Here is a 25,604-nt window from a genome sequence, read left to right on the forward strand (position 1 = left end):
GATGAAGAGTGATGAGATTGTCTAAAGTATTTAAAAATATACCTATCTGTTTTTGTTCTTTTATATTTTTAGGAAATTTAATATTAGTTTTAGCAACATTAGGTTTACTTAAAGAAAGCACTTTGATACCTTGCATTAATTTTAATAATTGTTTTCTATAGTATAACGAGTTTAGATAATACCCTAAAAATTTTGAAGCAAATTTAATATTTGGACGTCCTACCATTGTATGGAGACCTGATACTACATAACAGTTTTGTTTAATACCAGTAATTTCAATGGCTTTACCTGTTGTTGTATCTTCAGCAGTATCTGCTAAAATAATATCACCATTATTAAGAAGATGAGATGTGAAATCTTTAACTTTCCCATTAGTTATATAGGGAATAATTTTATTATTAATGTCAACAATTGAATCAAATTTAATTAAAATATCACCATAATGAATATTTTTAATTTCTCCAAAATCATAATTCAAATTAACACGAGATAGAGTATTATTTGGAACTGAGAAATCAATTATATCTGAAAACTTACGCTGTTCCCAATCGTCAATAAATCCTTTGAATCGAAGTTCTGGTGCGTTTTTCTTCATCATGAGCGGAAAACTCCTTTCGTTGCTTCGATTAAATCTTTAGTTTCTGGTGTGATGGCTAATTCATCTAACATGGATAAAAATTCATTTTCTGCTTGTTTAATTTCTTTGTTGATTTCTTGGATTTCTTTACTAACTGCAACAATATCGATGGGTTCTTCTTCTTCAAATGTATCAACATAACGTGGAATATTTAGATTATAATCATTCTCTTTGATTTCTTCAAAACTTGCAACATGAGCAAATTTTTCAATGTCTTGACGACTGATATAAGCATCTAAAATCTTTTGAATATGTTGTGCTGTCATCGTATTTTGATTTTTACCTTTGTCAAATTCTTTTGAAGCATCAATAAATAATACATCACGCTGTGTTCTATTTTTCTTCAAAATAATGACTGTTGTTGGGATGCTCGTATTAAAGAAAATATTAGCTGGCATACCTATGACTGTGTCAATGGCACCCTCTTCTAATAATCGTTGTCTAATTTTTCCTTCTGAAGCACCTCTAAAAAGTACACCATGAGGTAATACAATGGCCATTACACCACTTGATTGTTTCAAATGATAATAACCGTGTAATAAAAATGCAAAATCTGCTTTTGACTTTGGTGCTAAAACGCCAAAAGATGAAAATCTTGGATCTTGTAAGAAGCCTGATGCTGCTGTCCATTTTGCTGAATACGGTGGATTCATTAAAACGCCATCAAAATCGGTCGGTTCTTCTGTTGGCCAGTCTTGATCTAATGTGTCTGCATTGTGTAAATATTGATTTTCAACTGCAACACCATGTAACATCATATTCATACGTGCTAAATTATAGGTTGATGTATTCAATTCTTGACCGTAATATGAGATTGTACCTTTTTCATTACTATATTTTTTAGCGTTTAACAATAACGAACCTGAACCCATCGTGGCATCATAAATGGTAAAACCTTTTTTATTTTCTTTACCATGCAATACAATTTGTGTCATTAATTGTGCTACTGGTTGTGGTGTGTAAAATTCTCCTGCTTTTTTACCTGAATCACTGGCAAATTGTCCAATTAAATATTCATAAGCATCACCTAATACATCACCATCATGTCTTGCAATATTTAGTTCTGCTAATTCTTTCATAATTGAAGAAATAGTTTGATTTTGTTTTTGAGGTGTTGCACCTAATTTTTTTGAATACAAATCAATATCTTCAAATAAGTTTTCGAATGTTTCATTGGATTGCTCAATATTTCTAAAGCCTTGTGCTAAAGATTCTAATTGAAACTCACCTACATTTACTTGATTCACTAACGCAGTAAATGTTAAATGTGGTTCAATAACATAACTCACTTCTTCTTTCAATACGGTGATTAAATCTTCTTGAGTTGCCTCATCATTATAAGTATCTAAATAAATATTTTGTGCTTCTGATAAGTCATTTGTTGGTTGTTCCATGACATCAGCTACATAAAATAGCATTTTATCTGATAGATATTTATAAAAAATTATTCCTAATAAATAAGATTTATATTCATTGGCGTCCATTTTAGAACGTAAAATATCTGCACTATTCCATAATGCTTGATATAGTGCTTGTGAATTATCTGATTGTGTCATTATATATCTCCTTCATTATCTTTTAGTTAAAAGTGGTACAATTTTATTTTTAATCATATTTATGTAGGCTTGCTTAAATTCTTTTCTGTATACTAATGAGCTATATGCTTTATCTTGATGATGTGCTTTGTAAGCACTATAATTTCGTGAATCCATTAATTCTGATTCACCATTTTGTTTTACCGCATTCTCTTTATAATTTTTTGCCACAAAGAGTAATTCTTTATACCCCACAAACCATTCATCAGCAAATTTTTTCACTTGTTGTTCAATTTGTTCTTCAATTTTTTGTTCTAATAAATAATTAATTGACTGTCCACGGAATGTATTACCGCCTAATTGTATTTCTAACCATAGCGTATCAATTAAATGTGCTAATACTTCATTTGTTTTACTTAAATCTGTAATGTAATCTGATATTACTTTTTTATCTTTTTCTGAAGGTTGAGTTATGACCTGATTATCATTTGATAAATATGTTTGAATTAATGATAAAATATAATTGTAATTAATTTCATCTGTATGCACAGAAGATAACTCATAAAAAATATCTATTTCTATTTCATCATCTTCCTCTTTTCCTTCTCGGCGATTTTTCAATTCTTCAATTACATTTTCATAATGACCTGCATAAGTTTCAATGCTTGTCATAGTTAATCCAACACCATCTAAGACATCATCTTGATCATATTCAGAATAGACTTGAATAGACGCAAAGTATCTATCAAATTCTTGATATGCTTTGGCAAATCGTTGTAATTCTTCAGTTGTTGCTGATATGATGTCTGGCACTTCTGATGGTGTAGCAGCAATTTGTTTCAGTGCTTTAACTTTATCATCAAACAAAGCACGTTCTTCTTCCCAACTTGGTGCTAAAACATAATTTTCGCCACCATTTGAATATAAACGTAGTGCATTATCAACAGCTTCTTTAAATAGATTAGGTGTTTGGAAAGTAACAATTTGTCCATAAGCTTTACTTTTATCATATAGTCTATTTGTTCGGCTAAATGCTTGAATCAAATCTTGTGATTTCATTGGCTTACGATCGATAAATAATGTTGATAAACATGGTGCGTCAAAGCCGGTCAATAATCTATTAACAACAATTACTAAATCTAATTGTTCACTTCTTTTTTTATACTTATCACTTTTACGTGCTAGTCGCTCATTAACATCTCTATTATAAGCATCAATATTCGCTAATGAAAAATTACAATCAAATTCATTATTATAATCTTCAATTGCTTGTTGCATATATTTTTGATTATCTAAGCTGGCTTCTTCATTTTCGCTAATTGAATAAGTAATAGCAATTTTAGGGAAGTCTGGTAACACTCGTTTTGTTTTTTCACTAATTTTTATTGGTGATTGATTAGTTTTTACTTGTTTAAATAATTCATAATATTTTTGTGCAATTGCAATACTTTTAACCGTTAATAAAGCATTATACGTTTGACCGACACCTTTTTGAAAACCTAGTTTACGATGCGAATGATTAATAATTGAATCAATAACAGCTAGTAAGTGTTCTTCATTTTCATAAATAGTATCATCAATTTTTTCTTCTTCTATATCATTAATAATAGTTGTCTTGTATTCTGGCTGAAAACCTAATACTGCTCGATCATGTATGGCTTCTTTAACTGTATACTGATGTAATCTTTGACCATACTGTTCTTCAGTTGTTTGTGCTAAATCTCCTAATTGTTCACGTTTATTTTCACTAAATATTGGTGTGCCTGTAAAACCATACCATAAAGAATGTATAAAAAATTGTTGAACTGCTCGTTGACGTTGGGGCGATACAGCGCGATGACATTCATCAACGACAAAAGCAATCTTAAGTGATTTAATTCTTTTTTGTTCTCTTTCATATTTGCCATCTGCAAATTGTTTCATCATACGATGAATTTTTTGAATGGTTGTGACAACTACACGTTTATCACTCGTATATAAACATTTAACTAAACTATGCGTATTATCAGTTTGATCTATATCAATAATATCGTTATTAGCATAAGATAAAAAAGTAGACGTTGTTTGTTCATCTAAATCTTTTCTATCAACTACAAAAATTGTTTTTTCAATTGCAGGTACCTGTAATAAATTACGTGCCACTTTATAACTCGTTAATGTTTTACCGCTTCCTGTCGTATGCCAAACATAACCAGATTGTTGCATGTTACTTGCTTTTTTAATCGCTTCAATTGCGTGAATTTGATATGGACGTAATAACATTAATGCTTTTCGATTTTCATCAATAACTGAATATTGCATTACCATTTGATGTGCTCGTGGAATTGATAAAACTTCTTCTGCAAAATCATTTAAACAAATTTGTGGTTGATTATGTTCATCTACCCATTTTATTAAAAATTGGTCGTTAATTTTTGTCGCTCTTGCCGCTGCAATATAACGTGTTTCATTTGCATTAGAGACTACAAACATTTGTAATGTTGAATATATACCTCGGAATTTACCTTCATCATCATATTTTTTAATTTGTCTAAAAGCATCCATAAAGCTTTGTGAACGATTTTTTAATTCAATATGAATCATCGGTAAGCCATTTATTAATAATGTCACATCTAAACGTCTATCTCTATCTTTACCAGTCACATCTTTACGAACCACTTGGTTAACTACTTCATAACTAGACTTACCTCCGGCAATATTATCACGCCATAATACTTCTAATCTTATAGTTCCTAATTTAGCATCTTCTCTCTGAACTTCTACTTTAGCAATACCACGTTCTCCCACTAACCATTTAGCAGCATCATAGTAATTATTAAAATTTAATTGATTAATGATTTGTTGTTTTTCTTGCTTTGTTAAAAGACAATCATTTAATATACTTTGATTATTTTTTTCTAATATATCAAAGAAATTTTGCCATAAAGCTTCTTCTGTTTTTAAGTCTTTACGATAGTCCCATTGACTTTTGCCACTTGTTAACTGATCAATTAATTGTTTTTCAATTTCTTCTTCACTTGTATAATTAATACTCATTTATCTAACCTTCCTTATTTAAAACTGTCACTTTATTATATCGTAAGTCTAAATTCAATAAATACTTGTTAATTATACCATAATTAATAACTTTCTTACTTTACTTTAATAAAAATATTTAAATTACTTAACTTTATTTTATTATCACAAAAATATGACATTACAGATAATTACTTGTATTGTTGGGGTAGTAAGTTTATACTTATATTTTATATGATAATGAAAGGTTGTGTATAATGTCCAATCAACTTATATATGATAATATTCGGCAAGCAGAAAAAGGTGCACGTATTAGCATTATTGCTTATTTAATTTTGTCTAGTTTCAAATTGTTTATCGGTTATTTTTATGCTTCGTCAGGTTTATTTGCTGATGGTATTAATAATGCGACTGATGTTATGGCTTCTATTTGTGTCTTGATTGGTTTAAAAATTTCTAAAAAACCTGCTGATCACGATCACTTATATGGTCATTTTAGAGCAGAATTAATTTCTAGCTTAATTGCTGCTTTTATTATGCTTTATGCAGGAATTCAAGTTGTTTTTTATGCGATTAAAAAAATTATTTTTTATAATGTAGAACAGCCGTCATTATTAAGTGCAATTGTTGCGACAATTTCAGCACTTTGTATGTATCTTGTTTTTCTTTATAATAAAAGACTGGCACAAAAAATAGGTAGTCCGTCATTAAAAGCTGCTGCTTTTGATAATTTAAGTGATGCACTCGTATCATTAGGTACATTATTAGGGATTATTTTTACTTGGTTAGGCTTTAGTTACGCTGATATTATTACTGCGATTATTTTAGGTTGTATTATTAGTTATACTGCAATTAAAATCTTTTTAGAAGCAACACATATTTTAACTGATGGTATTGATACGGCAACGATAGATAAAGTTACTTATATTGTATCTAGTATTGATGAGGTTATTGATATAAAAGCGATTAAAGGACGTACACATGGTTTAATGCATTTTATTGATGTGACAGTTACAGTTAATCCGTATCTTAATGTTATTCAAAGTCATGATATTACTGTTAATATTGAACAAGCACTGCAAAACGAATTTCAAACAATCGAAACATTGGTTCATTTAGAACCTTCAGAAAAATTTAACTATCAAGGAGAATCTATCAATGAAAAATAAATTATTTTATATTATTTTGACTATCATTATTGTCGCTTTAGGTGCATTATTTTGGTATAACACGCAATCTAAAGAAACAACACCAGAAAAAATCACTTCACAATTGCCTGATATGTCACTAAACAAGGCCTTAGCAGACAAAAATAAAAAAGAAAGTACTTACCAACCTTACACAGATAAAAATAAAGATAGTGTTAATGATTTATCTTATCAATTACTATCTGATGAATATTATCAAAATCAAATTACAGCAACTGACTTACAAGCATTTATAGATAACAAAGGTACAGGTTTTGTACAATACTGGTCACCGACTTGTACACATTGTCGTATCGAAGCACCGATTTTAGTTCCTTTAGCGAAACAACTAAAAGTCGATGTTAAACAATTGAATGTTTTAGAATATCCTGACTTTTCAAGTAATCAAGGTATTACTTCAACACCGGTTATTGTGTATTATCAAGACGGTATCATCAAAAATAAAATGATTGGTACACATAGTAAAGAAGAGATGCAACAATTTTTAACAAACCCTACTAAATAAGGAGTATTTATGTATATTACAATTAATAAAGATTTTAAAGATTTGTCTTTAGAAGCATTTTTAAGAGATGTTTTACATTTACCAAGAAAAACAATACATCAATTGAGAATGGATAAAACTATTACTATTAATGATCAAGTTGTTCCTTTTTCTTATTCATTACAAACTGATGATTTCCTAACTTTACCTGTAACAGATATCAAGTCATCTTATCAACCTAATGCTAGTAAATTTATTGACGTATTGTATGAAGATAATGATTGCCTAATTGTTGTTAAACCTTATGGTATGAAAACACATCCTAATGAACCTGATGAGCATGATACATTGTTAAATTATTTAATTGATCAATGTAATTGTGATTATTTAGAACCTGTGCATCGTTTAGATAAAGATACTTCTGGTGTCATTTTAATTGCTAAAAATTCATATATGAAAGCTATTTTAGATTATATGTTAGCTGAAAGAAAAATTAAAAGAACTTATTTAGCGATGGTAGATGGTATTATTGAAGAAACAATGACGATTAATGCCCCTATAGGTAAAGACAGGAGTTTTGCCAATAAAAGACGTGTTTCAGATTATAAAGGACAAGAAGCGATTACGCACATTGTTAAAGTAGATAATAATGGTAAATATTCAATTATCGAATTAGAATTAGAAACTGGTCGAACACATCAAATTAGGGTCCATTTATCTCATATTGGTCATCCAATTGTCGGTGATAGATTATATAATCCATTACCACGTGGTGTTGAATTAAAATTAATTAGTTATAAAATTGATTTTGTACATCCAATTACTTTAAAAATGATTTCCGCTCAAACACCAATTACATTTTCATATCAAGATCGTTTATTAAAATAAAAATAGCGTGACAGCTTCTTTAAGGTGTCACGCTATTTTTTATATTAATCTATCCATATCGTATAATCTACGATATTTATTATTTGTATCATATAAAGCTTGTGGGGTATCATCCATTTCAACTTGACCATCTGCAATAAATACAATTCTATCCATTTGTTCAATGGCATTCAAATGATGCGTAACCCATATCACTGTTTTATCTTGTGAAAGTTCAAAAAACATTGATAATAATTTTCGTTCTGTAGCTGGATCTAAACCAATTGTAGGTTCATCTAATATTAATATCGGTGTTTTCTGTAATAAAGTACGTGCAAAGGCAATACGTTGACGTTCACCACCTGAAAAACGTTGACCCATCTCATACATTGGTGTGTTTAACTGTTGTGGTAGTGAAGCAATTAAATCTTTTAATTGTACTTGTTCTAAAACTTCCCATACTTGTGCTTCGGTATAATCATCTACACCTAAAACAATATTCTCTAAAACGGTTTTATCAAATAAATGTGGTTTTTGGTTTAATACTGCGACTTTGTTACCAAGAGATTGTTCATCACAAACTTGACCATCTATCATCACAACGCCGGATTTAACTGGATAAGTTCCAGTTAAAATTTTAACTAAAGTAGATTTTCCTGCACCACTACGTCCTAATAAAGCGATTTTTTGACCACGACTAATAGTTAATGAAAAATTTTTAAAAATCATTGTATCTTGATAACTAAAAGCCATATCATGAATATCAATATAATCACGACTGATTTGTGATGATTCTACCTCATGCTCAAATTGTTCTGTATAACGTTCAACATTATTAATACGAACTATTGAGCTATCATAAGAAGGTTTGTGCTCTAATGATTGTGAAGTTGGCAATAAACTATTAACAATAGATAAAGTCATTAATGCAAAAGCAGCAATTAATACTTTAGATAGTTGACCATTTTGAACAGCTTGACCTGTCCATAGTAAAATAATGATAACTAACAAACCACCAAAAATAGATAAAATAATTTCTCTAATATGAATAATGATTTTACTTTTACTTTCAGCAACTAGCATTTTATTTTCATAGTGTTGATATTGCTTCATCGTTGCTTGTTGACGCCCACTAGCCATAATATCTGTAATACCAAAGACTGTATCTGTGAATAATTGATATAATTGATTTTTACTATTTTTTACAGCAATAAAATAAGATGATAATTTAAATAAAGAAATTATTGGAATAACGATAACAACAAATAGTAAAAGTAATGTAGCTAATAAAGCAAATTGCCAAGTGAAGTGACCAATCACGACAACAAAAATGACATACAGCAATAATGAAGTTAAATATGGAAAAATAGTTTTTAAATATAAATTTTGTAAATGTTCGATATCTTCAGATAGCAAACCTAACAAATCACCTACTTTATATTTTGCTTTAAAACGTAATGCAGCAGGTTCTAAAGTTCGATATAAATTAACTCTCATTTTAGCAATAATACGTAATACTAAATCATGTCCAACAATACGTTGTAAATATAAAAATGCGGCTTGACCTATAGCAAAAGCACGTGTTAAGACAATTGGTACGTAAACTAACATAATATTTTCAGGTTGCAAAGCTGATTTAGAAATTAAAAATCCTGAAGTATACATTAATGCAGCACCACAAGCTAAACCAAAAAATCCTAGTAATACAGCTGCTGCCATATATTTTTTATGTGATTTTATTTGATTAATAATCAATTTATCTAGCATCTGTATGACCTCCTACTTTTTTATTTAACTCATCTAAAATACCTGCACCTTTTAAATTATTGTAACTATCATCAGTTATTATCTTACCTTGCTCTAAAATGACTACTCTCGACATATCTTTTAACCAATGTAAACGATGTGTTGCCAAAATTACTGTACGATTTTTAAATAAAGTTAATAAATTTTGTTTAATTTCAAACTCTGTTTCTATATCTAAATGTGCTGTTGGCTCATCTAAAATAATAATTGATTTAGGACTCAACATCGCACGTGCAATTGCAATACGTTGTTCTTGTCCACCACTTAAATGTTGACCGCCATCACCAATTAATGTCTCCATGCCTTGTGGTAATTTAGCAACTAATGCAGATAAACCAACTTGTTCAATGACTTGTATCACTTGCTCGATTGATGCATCAGGTTGATAAAATAAAATATTATCTTTTAACGATAATGGAAAAATATAAGGTTGTTGTGGAATATAAGCTACGTGTTGCAACCAATCACTACGTAATAAATGTGGCATCATTTGATCATTCACTTCAAAATTTCCAGATGTTGGCACAGTATAACCTGCGATTAACTGAATTAAAGTAGATTTACCTGCACCACTAGCACCTACTAAAGCGAGATGTTCACCAGCTTTAATCGTTAAATCAATATTCGTTAATAATTGTGCATCATCTATACAATAATCTATCTGATTTAATTTAATCTGCTCAATTTGTTGTAATTGCTGATGTTGTTCAAGATGTGGTAAATCATCTAATTGATGAATAATTTGTTCTACTTCGTTCAAAGCTACTTGCCCATCCAATGTTGCATGATAATCTGCACCTGCTTGTTTAATCGGCAAGAAAAATTCTGGAATCATTATTAAAATCGTTAATGCTGGATACAAATGTATATCACCATCTATTAATTTCACACCAAGATTTAAAGCAACAAATGCAATGGCAATAGTTGTAAAGAAATCTAATGCAAATGATGAGGTGAAAGCCATCGACAATGTTTTAACTGTTGCTTTACGATAAGATTCACTAGTTTGTGCAATTTCCTCATCATAATTTTTAGAACGTCCTAAAAATTTTAATGTTTCTAAACCTTTTAAAGTATCTACAAAATGATTTGATAATTGTCGATAAGTATCATACTGTTTATCTGCTAAGGCTTGTGCTGTTAAACCTAATAAAATCATAAATAATACAATAATTGGAATCATAATGACTGCAATGATGGCAGAAAATAAATTATAATACGCCATTGTTAAAATCACAGCTGTTGGTACAATCATTGAACGAATCATTTTAGGAATAGATAATTCAAAGTAGGCTTTCACTTTTGTTAAGCCTTCAATAGCTAAAGTCACTAGTTTTCCTGTACCTTCTGTCACAGTAAAATGTGGTCCTAAATTTAAGTAAGCATGAATTAAACGACGACGTAATTCTTGCTCTGTCCTCATTGAAAAACGTTCAGTTAAATATAAACCTATTTGCTGAAAAATATGTCGTCCTACAAAACCAACTAAAAATAAAGTTAATGGTAAATAACTATTGTTTAATGGTTGTTTCTCAAAAAAAATAACAATGGTCTTAGATAAAAAGACGGCTTGCATGATTATACAAGCCGCTTCTATCATTGTTAATATTCCAAGAGTTAAGTAAAGTTGTTGACTTCCTGGATAATTGGGAAGCCCTTTTCTTCTCTTTGTCATTAATTAATACTCTAATTGATCTGGTGTTGAAATACGTTGACGGAATACATAGTAAGACCATACTGTGTAACCTAATACAAATGGTAATAAAGTTAATGAAATTACTGTCATTAATGTTAATGTATAATCACCAGATGCTGCTTGGGCAATCGTCAATGAAAATTTAGGATCTAGTGAACTAATTAGTACACGTGGGAACATACCTACAAATACAGAAATAACTAAAAATACTAAAGTTAAAGCTGTCATTGCAAATGCAGAACCATCTTTATTTTGTTTGTTAAAGAATAATGAACTAGCCATTGTAATTACTGCAAACACTGGTAATGCGAACCAAAATACACCATGATTTGTAAAAATATCTGTTGTAAATAAAGCCCATAAAGCAAAAACTAACATTGCAATAATTGTTATAGGTACTAATTTATATGTTAAGTTTTGTGCACGTTCTCTTAATTCACCTGTTGTACGTAAAATAATGAATTGCGCACCATGTGTTAACATAATTAGTAACATCATCACACCACCTAAAATAGTAAACGGTGTTAATAATGTAAAGAATGAACCTTGCATTAAATGATTTTCACCTAATTGAATACCTGTCATTAAATTAGCAACAGCTACACCCCAAAGAATTGCAGCTAAACCACTACCAATTGTTGCTGCCCAATCCCATGTGTTTTTCCATGTTGGGTGATCAATTTTACCACGGAATTCAAATGACACACCACGTAAAATTAATGCAACTAACATTAATACTAAAGCAATGTAAAAACCACTAAACATTGAAGCATACCAAGCTGGAAATGCTGCAAACATGGCACCACCTGCTGTTAGTAACCAAACTTCATTGGCATCCCAAAATGGTCCAATCGTATTTAAATAAATTCGACGTTCTTCATCTGTTTTACCTAAAAATCTTGCTAATACACCGACACCATAATCATAACCTTCTAAAACAAAGAAACCTGTGAATAACACTGTAATCAGGACATACCAAATGTCTCCTAATGATAATCCGAACATATTATTTGGCCTCCTTTAATTCTAATGGAATAATTGCTGTATGATCATGTTTTGCCATACGTGTCCATAACACAATTTGAATAATTCCTAAAATACCATATAAACTACAGAATGTAATCAATGAGAATAAGACACTTTCTGCTGATACTGACACTGATACACCCGAAGCTGTAGGCATTACACCAAAAATGATAAATGGTTGACGACCAATTTCAGTCATAATCCAACCAAATGAGTTAGCTAAAATCGGGAATACGATTGTTGCTGACATTAATAATTGGAACCATTTTACTTGATGTACTTTATTACGGAAAGCGAAATAAGTACCTAATAATGAAGCAATAAACATTGCTGTACCTATACCAGCCATTAAACGGAAACTCCAGAACATTAATGGTACGTTTGGAATAAAGTCTTCAGCTGTTAAATTAAATTGTTTACCATATTTAGCTTCCATTTCTTTTGCAACTGTTTCAATCCCTTTAACTTTACCTTCGAATTTATCGTAAGCTAAGAAACTTAACACACCAGGAACTTGTAATTCCCCTTCAGTAACATGTTTTTCTTGATCAATATTTGTTGCTAAAATTGTAAATGGTGCTGAATCACCTGAATCTTGCCATTGTGCTTCAGCTGCCGCCATCTTCATTGGATATTCTTTAATTAAATATTGTGCTTGTGTATGTCCAACTGCTAATACACCTAATGATGAAAGTAAACATACTACGATAGCTGGTTTGAAAATTTTCGTAAACACACGTACTTCGTGATTTTTATAAATTTTCCAAGCAGAAATACCTGCTATAATAAATGCACCTGTTGCCCATGCTGATGCGACAACGTGTGGAAATTGATGCCATACATATTCGTTTGTAATAATCGCCCAGAAATCTGTCATTCTTGCACGACCATCTACAATTTCAAAACCTACTGGATGTTGCATAAATGAGTTAGCTGTTAATATCCAAAAAGCAGATAAACATGTACCAATTGCGACTAACCAAATACTCATACAGTGAAGTTTTTTAGGCAATTTATCCCATCCAAAAACCCAGAAACCAATAAATGTTGATTCTAAGAAGAATGCTAATAATGCTTCAACTGCTAATGATGGACCGAATACATCCCCTACAAATCGAGAATACTCTGACCAGTTCATACCAAATTGGAATTCTTGAAGAATACCTGTTACAACACCGATTGCGAAGTTAACTAAGAATAAGTGGCTAAAGAATTTAACCCCTTTTTTGTAATCTTCATCACCTGTGCGAACATAGAATGTCTCTAAAATCGCTAATAAAAACGTCATTCCAATGGTAACTGGTACAAAGAAAAAGTGGAATACAGTTGTTGATGCAAACTGTAAACGTGCTAAAATTAGTTGATCTAACATAATTAAACCAGCTCCCTTTCTTAAATAAAATTTTACACAGTAACCTGTTCTTTTATATTTTAAGCTATTATTTTTATTTTTTCACTATACTAATTCTAATTTATACTATCTTTTTGTCATTTTGCCCCTCTTTGTTCATATTTTTGACACAAATGGAGTGCTATTTTCACAATTTATTCATTGACATTATATTATCATTGATTATTCAGCTTCATTTGATTGCGATATTTTAACTTTTGAATGAAAATATAAGCCAATTATAGCCATAATAAATAAACTACCTATAGCTAATCGACTTGCTAGTGTACCATAATCTTTAAAAAGTAAAGTAATCATACCATAAATAAAAGGTCCTACAATTGCTGATACTTTACCAGAAAAAGCAAATAAACCGAAAAAGCGACCTTGTTTATCTTCAGGTGATAATTCAATAATTAAAGTACGACTCGCTACCCAAGTTGATCCTAGCGCTATACCAAATAAAGAAGCTGCACAGAAAAAGGCATATTTATGTAATGGCAAGGCTGCTAAAATTAACGCAATTAATAAAATTACAGTAATAATCGTTAATGAATTTTTGGCACCAATACGTCTCGTAATATATCCAAAAGCATAAGCACCTACGATAGCAAATAATGTTGCACAAATATAAACAAATTGAAAAATTTGATTAGACATCCCCACCACTGTTATCGCATAATTACTCATCATCGCAATTGCTGTTTGTAAAGCATCATTAATAAAAAAATAAGCTGCCATAAATAAAAATAATTGACGATATTGTTTCATTTCTTTAAATGTCTTAAATATTTCTTGATAACCTAATTTAACACTAAATGCATGTGCTTGTTGTTTTTGTTTAGCTGTCATTGCAGGGTCTTTATAAAATAAAATTAAAGGCATTGACGATACTATTAATAATATCGCAATGGGTATAAATGCATGATAAGCACTTTGATCACCTATGAAATAATTAATCACTAATAATGATAAAATAGTACCTATATACCCACTCCCTATACCAAAGCCTGATATTAATGGAATTTCTCGACGATTACCTAATGTTGGTAATATCGAATCATAAAAAACATTAATTGACGTATAACTAAATTTACTAATAACAAATAATAAAATCATGATGAAAACAGTACTAGGTAAACCATAAATAAGATGTGTACTCGTTACACCACCTACTAATCCTAGCATCGTTACACTAATAATTGTTATCAATAAAAAGAATACGATGAAACGTTTTCTTCTACCACTATTATCTATCCAAATACCATATAATGGCGAAAATAATACAAATAATAAACTTGTCAAACTATTAGCAAAAGAAATAACTGTACTTCCTATATTAGCCATATTACCTTCTGTACCTAATACTTCAGTAATATATCTTGGAAAAAATATCGTTACTACATTAGATGAATAAGCTGTTAATGTTAAGTCAAAAACAATCCACGCGAATATAGGTAATGATAATAACAATTGCTTTGTCGTTCGTCCCTGTTCAAAAGACATCATTTCAATAGATCCTCCTTATTATTTTGGATATCTAATTATACCAAACAAAATAATGATTATCTACAAAAATCCTATGAAACATCTAATAATGCTTCATAGGACTTTAATTAATTATTTTGATGTTGCAGCTTCAACTAAAGCTAAAACTTCTTCAGTTGTTGCACATTGTAAGGCTTTTTCAGCTAATGCTTCCATATCTGCTTTAGATAAACCTTTTAATTGTGAACGTGCTTGTAAAATTGATGTAGCTGACATAGAAAATTCATCTAAACCTAAACCTAATAATAATGGTATAGCTAATGAATCACCGGCCATCTCACCACACATACCTGTCCATTTACCCTCTTTATGAGAAGCATCAATTACATTTTTAACTAAACGTAAAATTGCTGGATTATATGGTTGATATAAATATGATACACGTTCACTCATACGATCTGCTGCAAACGTATATTGAATTAAATCATTTGTACCAATTGAGAAGAAATCAACTTCTTTAGCAAACATATCAGCTAATACTGCAGTAGCTGGAATTTCTACCATGATACCTACTTGAATATCTTCTGAAACTGTTACGCCTTCTGCTTGAAGTTTTGCTTTTTCTTCTAATAATAGTGCTTTTGCTTGACGGAATTCTTGAATTGTTGCAATCATTGGGAACATGATACATAATTCACCGAATGCTGACGCACGTAATAAAGCACGTAATTGTGTACGGAACATATCTTGTTCTACTAAACATAAACGAATAGCACGATACCCTAAGAATGGATTCATTTCTTCAGGTAAATCTAAGTATGGTAAATGTTTATCTCCACCGATATCTAATGTACGTACAACAACTGGTTTACCTTTAACACCTTCTAATACAGCTTTATATGATTCGAATTGCTCTTCTTCTGTTGGGAATGAGTCACGACCCATGTATAAAAATTCTGTACGGTATAAACCAATTGCTTCTGCACCATTTTCAATAACACCTACTAAATCATTAGGTGTACCGATATTTGCTGCTAAATCAACATGAACACCATCTTTAGTTAATGTTTTTTCATTTACTAATTTTGCCCATTCAACTTTTTTAGCTGCAAATTCATCAGCTTTTTGACGGTATTCAGCAATCGTTGCTTCATCTGGATTGATAAATACATTACCATCTAAACCATCAACTATAATTAAATCACCGTGTTTAACAGTTTCAACAATTGAACCTGTACCTACTACTGCTGGAATTTCTAATGAACGCGCCATAATTGCTGAGTGTGATGTACGTCCACCAATATTCGTTGCAAAACCTTTAACAAATTGACGATTTAATTGTGCCGTATCTGAAGGTGTTAAATCTTCAGCAATAACTACAACTTCTTCATCAATTAAACTTGGATTTGGCAATGTCACACCTAATAAATGCGATAATACACGCTTAGATACATCACGAATATCAGCAGCACGTTCACGCATATATTCATTATCCATATTTTCAAACATAGAAATAAACATTTGAGATGTTTCTTTTAATGCAGCTTCTGCATTAATTTCTTTATTTTCAATATCTTGTGAAATTGCGCCAATTAAATCTGGATCTTGTAAAATTAATAAATGTGCTTCAAAAATTGCTGCTTTGTCTGAGCCTAATGATTTTTCAGCATGCACTTTAATTGCTTCTAATTCTTTCTTAGAAGTTGCGACTGCCTCTTCAAAACGCGCTTGTTCTGCAGCTACATCTGAAATTTTTGTTTCTTTTACTGTTAAATCTGGTTCAACTAATAAATATGCTTTTGCTATTGCAATACCTTGTGATGCAGCAATACCTGTTAGCGCTTTTGTCATTTTAACCAATCAACCCTTCTTTAGTTAATGTTTCTTCTAATGCTGTTAATGCTGCATCTGCGTCTGCACCTTCTGCTGCAATAACGATTTCTGCATCTTTGCCAACACCTAAAGACATAACACCCATGATTGATTTTAAGTTAACACTACGACCATTGAACTCTAAAGTAATATCAGATTCAAATTTAGATGCTGTTTGAACTAATAAAGTTGCTGGACGTGCGTGAATACCTGTTTCGTCTACGATAATAAATTTTTTGTTTGCCATGATTATTTTCTCTCCTTTTAGAAGTAATATATTATATTGAAAGTCTATAAAACGGTGGACTTTACATAAATAACTCTAACACATGAAAGCGATTGTTTCAACTATTTTAAAATGAAATAAATGACTTTTTTTCTTTATTTCGCTGTAATAGTTTAAAAGCCTTGATATGGTTTGTTTTCACTTTTTTTCATTTTTAATTATTTTTTTGCGTTCTCATTAAGAATTTTTCAAAAATTAATTCTGTAAGTGGTACATTGTGTTTTTCAAATGCTGCTAAAAATGGTTTGTCATCATATGGCACATGAATATTTTCAATCTTTATTTCAGTTGCCGTAATATCAACAATCGCATAAGGTGCGATACCGCTTGACTGACAACCTACTGACGATGGATTACAATAAATAGTCTGTTCATTTGTATAATATTGTTGTGGGTGATGATGGCCAAATAATACCAAATCCACTGGTCCTATATCATTGAATAATGTTTTAATAGTTGTATTATCATGTGTTTGAATTGCACTAAATGGTTCGTTACCGATCGGTTGATGTAATTTTTGATTAGCAATATGATAATGTGTCATATAAATACGTTTACCTTCAATCATTTTATCAATAATTCTCGGTAAGGTACGTAATCGTGGTAAATATTGTTGATCAAGATGTTGAACTATCCATTCATGATGTGGTTGTAAATGAGCAATCGACTGCGGATAAGGTAATTGATCAATTAAAGCCACTACCGCTTCATCATGATTACCAGAAATAATGGTCATATCATCTCTAGCAAATACACGTGCTAATACTTCATTTGTAAAGGGACCGAAGCCAATCAAATCACCTAAATTATAAATATGTGTGATATCATTTCGTTGATCAATATCATTTAAAACGGCATTTAATGCATCAATATTACCGTGAATATCTGTTAAAACTGCAAATTTCATTTTACTCCTCCTTGCGCAATCCTTTTTCTACTAATTGTTGCTTAGTTGGTAATGCTGTCATCGCACCTGCTGCTGTTGTAGCTAAAGCACCAGCATGATTAGCTAATTGTCCAATGTAATTAATGTCTTGTGTTGTCATTGTTAATAATGATTTATTTAATAACATCACACCAGTAATTAAGCCTGACATAAAAGCATCTCCTGCACCAGTCGTATCTATCAATTGATTAGAAGTAATTCCTTTAAAATAATGTAGCTCATCATTATAAATTAAATAGGCACCTTTATCACCTAAAGTAACTGCCACTAATGGAATATTAAATTGTTTTAACCATTCAATAGCTTTTTCAATCGTTGATTGTTGACTTAAATACGTAATTTCATCATCTGAAATTTTAAGAATATCGACTTGTGATAATCGAGCGATAATTTCTTCTTGTAAGCGTTGTTCGCTTTTCCAAAAAGCCATACGAATATTAGGGTCAAATGAAATCAAACCACCTTGTTGTTTCGTTTGTTCAATAGCATATAATAGTGAACTTCTAATTGGTTCATCTGCTAATGAAATAGACCCAAAATGAAAAATACCAATATCTTGAAATACAGTTAGTTCAAAATCTGTTATCTGAAAATGCTTATCTGCACTATCAGCAACAAAAAAATTAAATTGTCTTTGTTTATGTTCGTCTAAAGTAACAAACACGACATTAGTATTATAATCAGTTGTTTGACGGACATATTGCGTCATTACACCATACTTTTGCAAACTAGTGATGACAAAATCACCAATAACATCAGCACCTAATTTCCCAATAAACATTGCTGGCAATTGTTGTAAAGCCACACCTACCGCAACATTAGCCGGCGCACCACCTGGGCATTGTTCAAAGCTATTTCGTTGTTCTAATGGTATAAAGTCAACTAAGGCTTCACCAAAAGCGACAAATTTTTTCATATTAATTCTCCTTTTGTTTATAACTTAATGTTTCACCTAGATAAATTTCACAATCAATGACTTGTTTAATCGGAACAATCTGTTGTGAAATGAGTTCTAATATTGTTTTAGCTGCAAATTCACCTGTTTTTCTAAAAGGTATTTCAACGGTTGTCAGTGCCGGCACTGTAAATTTCATATAATCATAACCACCAAAACCGGTCACTGATATTTGTTCTGGGCATTTAATCCCACGAAGATGTAATGCACGTTTAACACCTAAAGCAATATTATCTGTTGCACAAACGATAGCACTAGGTAATTCAGTCGTTGCAGTTAATTTTTCAGTCATTAATCCAACCGCAATTTCTTTATCAAAAGTGGTTTTTATCACCGTGACATAATCTCGACCAAATACGTCAATAATACCTCTTTTACGTTCGACACCTACTGAAAAATCACTTTCATCCACACCTATATACCAAATTTTTTGATGACCTTTGTCACGTAATAATTGAGCTAAACGTTGACTTACCTCATAATCATTATAAACAATAGATGTTAAATGTTTATGTTCTTGTCCAACTAATACGATTGGAATCGTTTTATCTTTTAGTCTTTCAATATGTTGACTTGTAAAAGTACTCGGTAAAAAAATAATACCCTCAACATTATTATTAATTAATGTATTTATTGCTTCTAATTCATTAGTCGATTGTTCAAAGGTATTAATCATAATAGCTTCATATTTTTGAGATTTTAAATAACTATCAATGCCCATAATGGTTTGAGTTGAAGCATACGAATCTAATCTCGGAAAAATAATTCCAATTTGTCTAGTGGCTTTCGATTTTAATAATTGTGCTTGTCTATTCGGTTGATAGCCCGTTTGCTTAATGACTTTTTCTAATTTTTTTTTGACTTCATCGCTAACATAGCCATGATTCAAATATCGAGATACGGTACTTTTCGAAACATTGGCTAATTTAGCAACTTCTTGTATCGTAATTTTTGACATAATATCCTCCTAAAACCATTCCCACATTAATTTTATAATTATTTTATTAAGTGGTCAATAGCTTTCAACTCGTTTCATGATTTTGATATTGACAAACATTTATAACAAGGACTATAATCATTGTGGAATCAATACCACATTTTATATTTATTTTAGGAGGATTACAATGAATTTTAAAAAAGTATCAAAAGAAATTTTACAAGCATTAGGCGGTAAAGAAAATATCGTTAATGCTGCACATTGTTCGACACGTTTACGTATTAATTTAGCTGATGAAAGTAAAATTAATCAGACGGAATTAGATACGATGTCTGCTGTCAAAGGTACTTTCTTAGCAAATGGTCAATATCAAATTATTATTGGTGCTGGTTTAGTAAATAATGTTTACAGTGAATTTGCAAAATTATTAGATTCATCTAAACAACCTACCCCTACAACTAACACACCAAAAGGTAATTTATTACAACGTTTCGTTAAAATGTTAAGTGAAATTTTTGTGCCTATTATTCCCGCAATTGTTGCAGGTGGTTTATTAATGGGATTAGGTAATTTATTAACAGCTAAAGATTTATTTGTTGACGGTCAATCAATTATTGAAGCTTATCCACAATATGCTGATTTATATAGTATGATTGATACTTTTGCGAATGCACCCTTTGTTTTTTTACCTGTATTAATTGGATTTTCAGCTACTAAACGTTTTGGTGGTAATCCTTATTTAGGGGCTGCATTAGCCATGTTAATGGTACATCCAGCTTTAATGAATTTCTATGTGTATGGTAAATTAGATACATTAACACATACATTAACAGAGCCTGTAACAAATATCATTAATGCACAAGGTCAAGTCGTTAATGGTTTACAAAGTGTCACATCATTGAATTATTGGCACATTTTTGGATTGAACATTGAAAAAGTAGCTTATCAAGGTACTGTTTTACCAGTTTTAGCTGCTAGTTACTTATTATCAATTATCGAAAAAAACTTACGTAAAATCACACCTTCTTGGTTAGATAATTTAACAACACCTTTATTATCATTATTTATTACTGGTTTTATCACTTTTGCTGGTATGGGACCAGTTCTACGTGAAGCGGGTACAGCTTTAGGTACAGGTTTAGAATGGCTATATACGCATGGTGGGTTTATTGGTGCCGGTATTTTCGGTTTCTTTTATGCACCTATTGTTATTACTGGTATGCATCAATCATTTATTGCTATTGAAACACAACTTATCGCTACGAATGGTTGGACATTTATTTTTCCAATTGCAGCCATGAGTAATATGGCACAAGGTGGTGCAACATTCGCAACATTATTTACAAGTAAAGACGCTAAAACAAAAGGTTTAGCATCAGCTGCTGGTTTATCAGCTGTTTTAGGTATTACAGAACCGGCGATGTTTGGTGTTAATTTAAAATTAAAATATCCATTTTATGCTGCCATTATTGGTGCCGCTGTAGGTGCTGCATATATCGGTTTAACGAAAGTACATGCAATAACTTTAGGTGCTGCTGCATTGCCAGGTTTCATTTCTATTGAAAATGGGCAATGGTTAAACTATGGTATTGGTATGGCATTAGCTTGTAGCACTGCTTTTATTTTAACTTTTATCTTTTCAAAAAATAGTAAATTGAACACTGAAAATTAAGTAAAGAGGTGACGATCTGTCACCTCTTCATTTATAAGGAGACAACTTATGAATTGGACAACTGAAATGCGTTATGCACCAATTGATTGGCATAGCATTAACAAAAAAATTCAAAACTTACAAGAGAATCCCGGTTTATGGCGTTTTAATTATCATATTCAACCACCTTACGGTTTATTAAATGATCCTAATGGCTTTTGTTATTTTAATGGGCAGTATCATTTATTTTTTCAATGGTTTCCAGCTGGCCCTGTTCACGGTTTAAAACATTGGTATCATGTGACATCGACAGATTTAGCAACTTGGCACTATCAAGGTTTAGCTTTAAGTCCTAATGATAGTTTTTCTTCTCACGGCGTTTATTCTGGTGGTGGGTATGTTATTAATGATCACCTTCATTTGTATTATACTGGAAATCATCGAGACGAAGATGGTCAACGCCATAGTGTACAAGCTGAAACTCTGTTAACTAAAGAGGGACAATTTGTTGATAATATACAACCTTTAATTAGGCAGCAACCTGAAGGTTACACCTCACATTTTCGTGATCCTATTGTTTGGCAATCTCATCAGCATTATTACATGATTGTTGGTGCACAGCGTCGAGATTTAACTGGTACAGCATTAATTTATCAATCAACGACTGGTAACAATTGGCATCTACTTGATGAATTACATACACAATTACCTCATAATTTCGGTTATATGTGGGAATGCCCTGATTATTTTGAATTAGATCATTATGGTGTATTTATTTTTTCACCACAAGGCTTGTCACAGTACCCCAATATTTATCAAAGTGGTTATTTAATTGGGAATCAGTTAACGTTGCCAGATACTCATTTTCAACATCAAGATTTTCAAGAATTAGATTTTGGTTTTGATTTTTATGCCCCACAAACAACTAATACACCTGATGGAAAACGAATATTAATTGCTTGGTTAGGCTTACCAGAATTACATTATCCAACAGATAATGAAGGATGGGCTCACTGTTTAACATTACCACGAGAATTGCGTGTAATTAATAATCAATTAAAACAATTTCCAATTGCCTCTTTAACATCATTAAGACAAAATCAACATCGTGACCAAGTCACTATAACAGATGACAATTTATCTATTGCACACCATAAACAGGCTTATGAATTAGAAATAACGATTGATCATCAGCACTGTCAACAAGCAGGCATTCAATTTTTTGCCAACGGACAACATTGTGAATTAATATTAAGTGTTGACCAGTCACAATTAATTATCGACCGTCATCAGTCACAAACACCGATTAATGAACAATATGGCACAACACGCCATATCAACTGGCCACATGCAATTACAGCATGTCGTATTTTCGTAGATCATTCTTCTATTGAAATTTTCGTAGGTGATGGTGATGCTGTAGCGACTTCACGTGTCTTTCCACTCGACAATCAATCTGAATTAAGATTATATAGCCATAATGGTACAGCTCATTTTGACTATACGATTTATGATTTACAATCGTTCAATAATCAAAATGATTAATATCTCATTAAGCGACTAAAAACACCACTATGTAATTATTTAAAAAAACAATAGCTTTACTCTGTTAAAATCAGAAATAAAGCTATTGTTTTACTTATTTATTTTTTGTTTTTTTAATAACTAAAGATAAAACTAAGGCAATACCTATGTAACCTAAAAATCCTTTTACTTCAACACCATCCACAAAATTATCTGCTAAATGAATTACAAATAAATTAATTAAGAAATTAATCAATCCGAATGTTAACCAATTAAATGGTGCCGAAATAAATTTCAATAGAATACCGATCGTACCACTAATTATTGAAATTAAAATAATAAATCCAATTACACTACTATGTGAATCAGGTTGTACTATAAATAAACTCGGGAAAAAATAACCAAATATAACAACTGCTACTGCACGAACAATAACATTAAATAACCAATTAAACATGATGCCCCTCACTTTCTTGCTCTGCTATCCATCTTTTTTTAGGATAATAATTATGAAAAATTGCATTAATCTCAGCACCTAAAATTAAAATGAATCCCATTAAGTATAGCCAAAATAACATGGCAATCACACCACCTATAGAACCATACATTTTAGAATAATTACCAAAATTACCTACATAATAACTAAATAATGATGTAACAACTAAACCACCTAGCATAGCAAATATAGCACCAGGTACTGATGAAATAAATTTTGTTTTTACAGAAGGTGCTAAACGATATAAAAAAGTTAAAATTACAATGATAACAATAGGTGGTAAACCTAAACGAATAACTTCCCAAATAAAACTGAAATCTGTATCCTCAGGTAAATAATTTAAAATTAATTCACCTAATTGCTTACCAAATACTAATAAGATAAGCATCATAATAAACATTAGAGATAAAACTAATGTAAAAAATACACTTAATGTCCTTACTATTAGCCAATTTCTATGTTCTTCATGACGAAAAGCAATATTAAAGGCACCCATTAAAGCAAAAACACCCGTAGAGGCTGACCATAAAGCAGCTAATAAACTAAAGGCTAGTAAAGTTGTACTACGATTATTTAACACTTCACTAATCGTTTGAAAAATGACATCACCTATATTACCTGGAATATTACTTTGAATTAAGTGTAGAACATATTGTTGATCAATATTCAAATAAGGTGTTAGTGTTAATAAAAAAATCATTAAAGGAAACATTGAAAAAATAAAATAAAAAGCAAGTTGTGCTGCTAAACCTGATATTTCATCATTTTGTAAACGACCCATAAATTCTTTAGAAAATTTACGCATCGTTAGTTTACCATAAGGCGATTGTTCATAACAATTTATCGTTTTGTTTGGCATCAACATTAGAATTTACCTAGCTTTTTGATAATGTTTAAAGCTTGATTCACTAATTGTGGATTCTCTTGATAAAATTGTTGTGCATATTTTACACTACCTATCGCTTTATTCGTTTTTGAGACTTTATAACCTTTTTCTGCTAATATTTTTTTAGCTTGAACAATTTCTTCATCCTCATCTTTTGATTTATCAAAAGATTTAAAAGCCATCACTGCTAAACTTAACATGGCAAGTTTCTTTCTATGTTTTAATAAATTTTTAAGCATTATATTATTCCCCTTCTAGCTCTTTAAATAATTCTTTACCTGCTTTAATTAGTGATATTATCGTTAAAATAATACTGATCGTTCTAAAAATATTTTTAAATAGTTTCATATATATCGCCTCCAAAATTTTATTACGTTTTCATCATACAAATAATAGTCAATGAAAGCAAGCAAATAAATTATATACTATATCTTTTTCTTATTTGTGCCAGAAGTCCTTGACAGCCCACCACAACATCTTGATATGTTGTTAAAAAATCACCTGTATACCATGGATCAGCAATGCCTCTATCAATTTCTGCATAAGATAATAACATCTTTATTTCTGCATGTGTACGCGCTTCGGCAAATTTTTTTATATTTTTAAGATTACTTTCATCCATTGCAATAATATAATCAGCGTCTAAATCTTTCTCATTTAGTTGACGTGAATACATACCTTCTGTTGTGATACCAACTTGTGCTAGTTGTTTGACTGTCCCATGATGGACAGGATTACCTTGTTCCCATGAACTCGTCGCAGCTGAATCAACAGTTATTTCATTTTGTAAATGTTCTTCACATACCATTTTTTTAAATACCGCTTCAGCCATAGGCGAACGACAAATATTACCTAAACAAACGAAAACAACTTTAATCATATTAATTCCTCCTATCATA

The 25,604-nt window shown here is 30.8% G+C and carries 22 protein-coding genes; 5 read left to right on the top strand and 17 right to left on the bottom strand.

What is annotated here, in order from left to right:
• The 3 genes from AC5EAH_RS01020 to AC5EAH_RS01030 form a co-directional block, all read right to left on the bottom strand.
• Window positions 1-598, bottom strand: a 598-nt coding sequence (locus AC5EAH_RS01020; RefSeq protein ID WP_493492884.1) for a restriction endonuclease subunit S, incomplete at its 3' end; no start/stop codon positions are given.
• Entirely contained in the window at window positions 595-2,193 is a 1,599-nt protein-coding gene (locus tag AC5EAH_RS01025) for a type I restriction-modification system subunit M (protein ID WP_493492885.1), read from the bottom strand. The genes AC5EAH_RS01020 and AC5EAH_RS01025, both read right to left, overlap by 4 nt.
• 15 nt (window positions 2,194-2,208) lie before the next feature.
• Window positions 2,209-5,208 (bottom strand): type I restriction endonuclease subunit R, EcoR124 family, encoded by a 3,000-nt coding sequence (locus AC5EAH_RS01030; RefSeq protein ID WP_493492886.1) that lies wholly within the window; start codon window positions 5,206-5,208, stop codon window positions 2,209-2,211.
• A 236-nt stretch (window positions 5,209-5,444) separates the two neighbouring features.
• On the opposite strand from AC5EAH_RS01030, the gene AC5EAH_RS01035 reads away from it, so the two are divergent.
• The 3 genes from AC5EAH_RS01035 to AC5EAH_RS01045 are packed head-to-tail and all read left to right on the top strand — an operon-like array spanning window position 5,445 to window position 7,767.
• Complete coding sequence (locus AC5EAH_RS01035; RefSeq protein ID WP_493492887.1) at window positions 5,445-6,356, top strand: cation diffusion facilitator family transporter; 912 nt, start codon at window positions 5,445-5,447, stop codon at window positions 6,354-6,356.
• Window positions 6,346-6,900, top strand: a complete 555-nt coding sequence (locus tag AC5EAH_RS01040) for a thioredoxin domain-containing protein (RefSeq protein ID WP_493492888.1) — start codon at window positions 6,346-6,348, stop codon at window positions 6,898-6,900. The genes AC5EAH_RS01035 and AC5EAH_RS01040 overlap by 11 nt, the downstream gene beginning before the upstream one ends.
• A gap of 9 nt (window positions 6,901-6,909) precedes the next feature.
• On the top strand, window positions 6,910-7,767 hold the full coding sequence (locus AC5EAH_RS01045) for an RluA family pseudouridine synthase (protein WP_493492889.1): 858 nt from the start codon (window positions 6,910-6,912) through the stop codon (window positions 7,765-7,767).
• Between the two features lie 39 nt (window positions 7,768-7,806).
• Here AC5EAH_RS01045 and cydC read toward each other — a convergent pair whose 3' ends face one another.
• The 10 genes from cydC to AC5EAH_RS01095 form a co-directional block, all read right to left on the bottom strand.
• Complete coding sequence (gene cydC / locus AC5EAH_RS01050; RefSeq protein WP_493492890.1) at window positions 7,807-9,513, bottom strand: thiol reductant ABC exporter subunit CydC; 1,707 nt, start codon at window positions 9,511-9,513, stop codon at window positions 7,807-7,809.
• On the bottom strand, window positions 9,503-11,227 hold the full coding sequence (gene cydD / locus AC5EAH_RS01055) for a thiol reductant ABC exporter subunit CydD (RefSeq protein ID WP_493492891.1): 1,725 nt from the start codon (window positions 11,225-11,227) through the stop codon (window positions 9,503-9,505). Before cydD ends, cydC begins: the two co-directional genes overlap by 11 nt.
• Before the next feature lie 3 nt (window positions 11,228-11,230).
• Window positions 11,231-12,253, bottom strand: a complete 1,023-nt coding sequence (gene cydB, locus AC5EAH_RS01060; protein WP_493492892.1) for a cytochrome d ubiquinol oxidase subunit II — start codon at window positions 12,251-12,253, stop codon at window positions 11,231-11,233.
• A gap of 1 nt (window position 12,254) precedes the next feature.
• On the bottom strand, window positions 12,255-13,646 hold the full coding sequence (locus AC5EAH_RS01065) for a cytochrome ubiquinol oxidase subunit I (protein ID WP_493492893.1): 1,392 nt from the start codon (window positions 13,644-13,646) through the stop codon (window positions 12,255-12,257).
• 201 nt (window positions 13,647-13,847) lie between these two features.
• Window positions 13,848-15,170, bottom strand: coding sequence for an MFS transporter (locus tag AC5EAH_RS01070; protein WP_493492894.1), 1,323 nt, complete (start codon window positions 15,168-15,170; stop codon window positions 13,848-13,850).
• Between the two features lie 114 nt (window positions 15,171-15,284).
• Window positions 15,285-17,003: a phosphoenolpyruvate--protein phosphotransferase gene (ptsP, locus tag AC5EAH_RS01075; RefSeq protein ID WP_493492952.1), complete on the bottom strand. Its 1,719-nt coding sequence runs from the start codon at window positions 17,001-17,003 to the stop codon at window positions 15,285-15,287.
• Window position 17,004: 1 nt separating this feature from the next.
• Window positions 17,005-17,271, bottom strand: coding sequence for a phosphocarrier protein HPr (locus AC5EAH_RS01080; RefSeq protein ID WP_493492895.1), 267 nt, complete (start codon window positions 17,269-17,271; stop codon window positions 17,005-17,007).
• 193 nt (window positions 17,272-17,464) lie between these two features.
• Window positions 17,465-18,217, bottom strand: coding sequence for a metallophosphoesterase family protein (locus AC5EAH_RS01085; RefSeq protein WP_493492896.1), 753 nt, complete (start codon window positions 18,215-18,217; stop codon window positions 17,465-17,467).
• Window position 18,218: 1 nt separating this feature from the next.
• Window positions 18,219-19,172, bottom strand: coding sequence for a carbohydrate kinase family protein (locus AC5EAH_RS01090; protein ID WP_493492897.1), 954 nt, complete (start codon window positions 19,170-19,172; stop codon window positions 18,219-18,221).
• 1 nt (window position 19,173) lies between these two features.
• The gene (locus AC5EAH_RS01095) at window positions 19,174-20,169 is read right to left on the bottom strand and encodes a LacI family DNA-binding transcriptional regulator (protein ID WP_493492898.1); all 996 of its coding nucleotides are present in this window, start codon (window positions 20,167-20,169) and stop codon (window positions 19,174-19,176) included.
• Window positions 20,170-20,335: 166 nt separating this feature from the next.
• Here AC5EAH_RS01095 and AC5EAH_RS01100 point away from each other — a divergent pair, with 166 nt between their 5' ends.
• A complete protein-coding gene (locus AC5EAH_RS01100) occupies window positions 20,336-21,820 on the top strand; it encodes a sucrose-specific PTS transporter subunit IIBC (protein WP_493492899.1) in 1,485 nt (494 codons plus the stop codon).
• Between the two features lie 48 nt (window positions 21,821-21,868).
• Window positions 21,869-23,344: a glycoside hydrolase family 32 protein gene (locus AC5EAH_RS01105; protein ID WP_493492900.1), complete on the top strand. Its 1,476-nt coding sequence runs from the start codon at window positions 21,869-21,871 to the stop codon at window positions 23,342-23,344.
• 94 nt (window positions 23,345-23,438) lie between these two features.
• Here AC5EAH_RS01105 and AC5EAH_RS01110 read toward each other — a convergent pair whose 3' ends face one another.
• The 4 genes from AC5EAH_RS01110 to AC5EAH_RS01125 all read right to left on the bottom strand — a co-directional run bounded on the left by AC5EAH_RS01110 (window position 23,439) and on the right by AC5EAH_RS01125 (window position 25,585).
• Window positions 23,439-23,780 carry a phage holin family protein gene (locus AC5EAH_RS01110; RefSeq protein ID WP_493492901.1) on the bottom strand — a complete coding sequence of 114 codons (342 nt, stop codon included), beginning with the start codon at window positions 23,778-23,780 and terminating at the stop codon, window positions 23,439-23,441.
• Window positions 23,773-24,684 (bottom strand): YihY/virulence factor BrkB family protein, encoded by a 912-nt coding sequence (locus AC5EAH_RS01115; protein ID WP_493492902.1) that lies wholly within the window; start codon window positions 24,682-24,684, stop codon window positions 23,773-23,775. The genes AC5EAH_RS01110 and AC5EAH_RS01115 overlap by 8 nt, the downstream gene beginning before the upstream one ends.
• Complete coding sequence (locus AC5EAH_RS01120; RefSeq protein ID WP_493492903.1) at window positions 24,684-24,944, bottom strand: hypothetical protein; 261 nt, start codon at window positions 24,942-24,944, stop codon at window positions 24,684-24,686. The genes AC5EAH_RS01115 and AC5EAH_RS01120 overlap by 1 nt, the downstream gene beginning before the upstream one ends.
• A 179-nt stretch (window positions 24,945-25,123) precedes the next feature.
• On the bottom strand, window positions 25,124-25,585 hold the full coding sequence (locus AC5EAH_RS01125; RefSeq protein WP_493492904.1) for a low molecular weight protein-tyrosine-phosphatase: 462 nt from the start codon (window positions 25,583-25,585) through the stop codon (window positions 25,124-25,126).
• Between the last annotated feature and the right edge of the window lie 19 nt (window positions 25,586-25,604).

Source organism: Staphylococcus sp. B1(2026) (assembly GCF_058895785.1).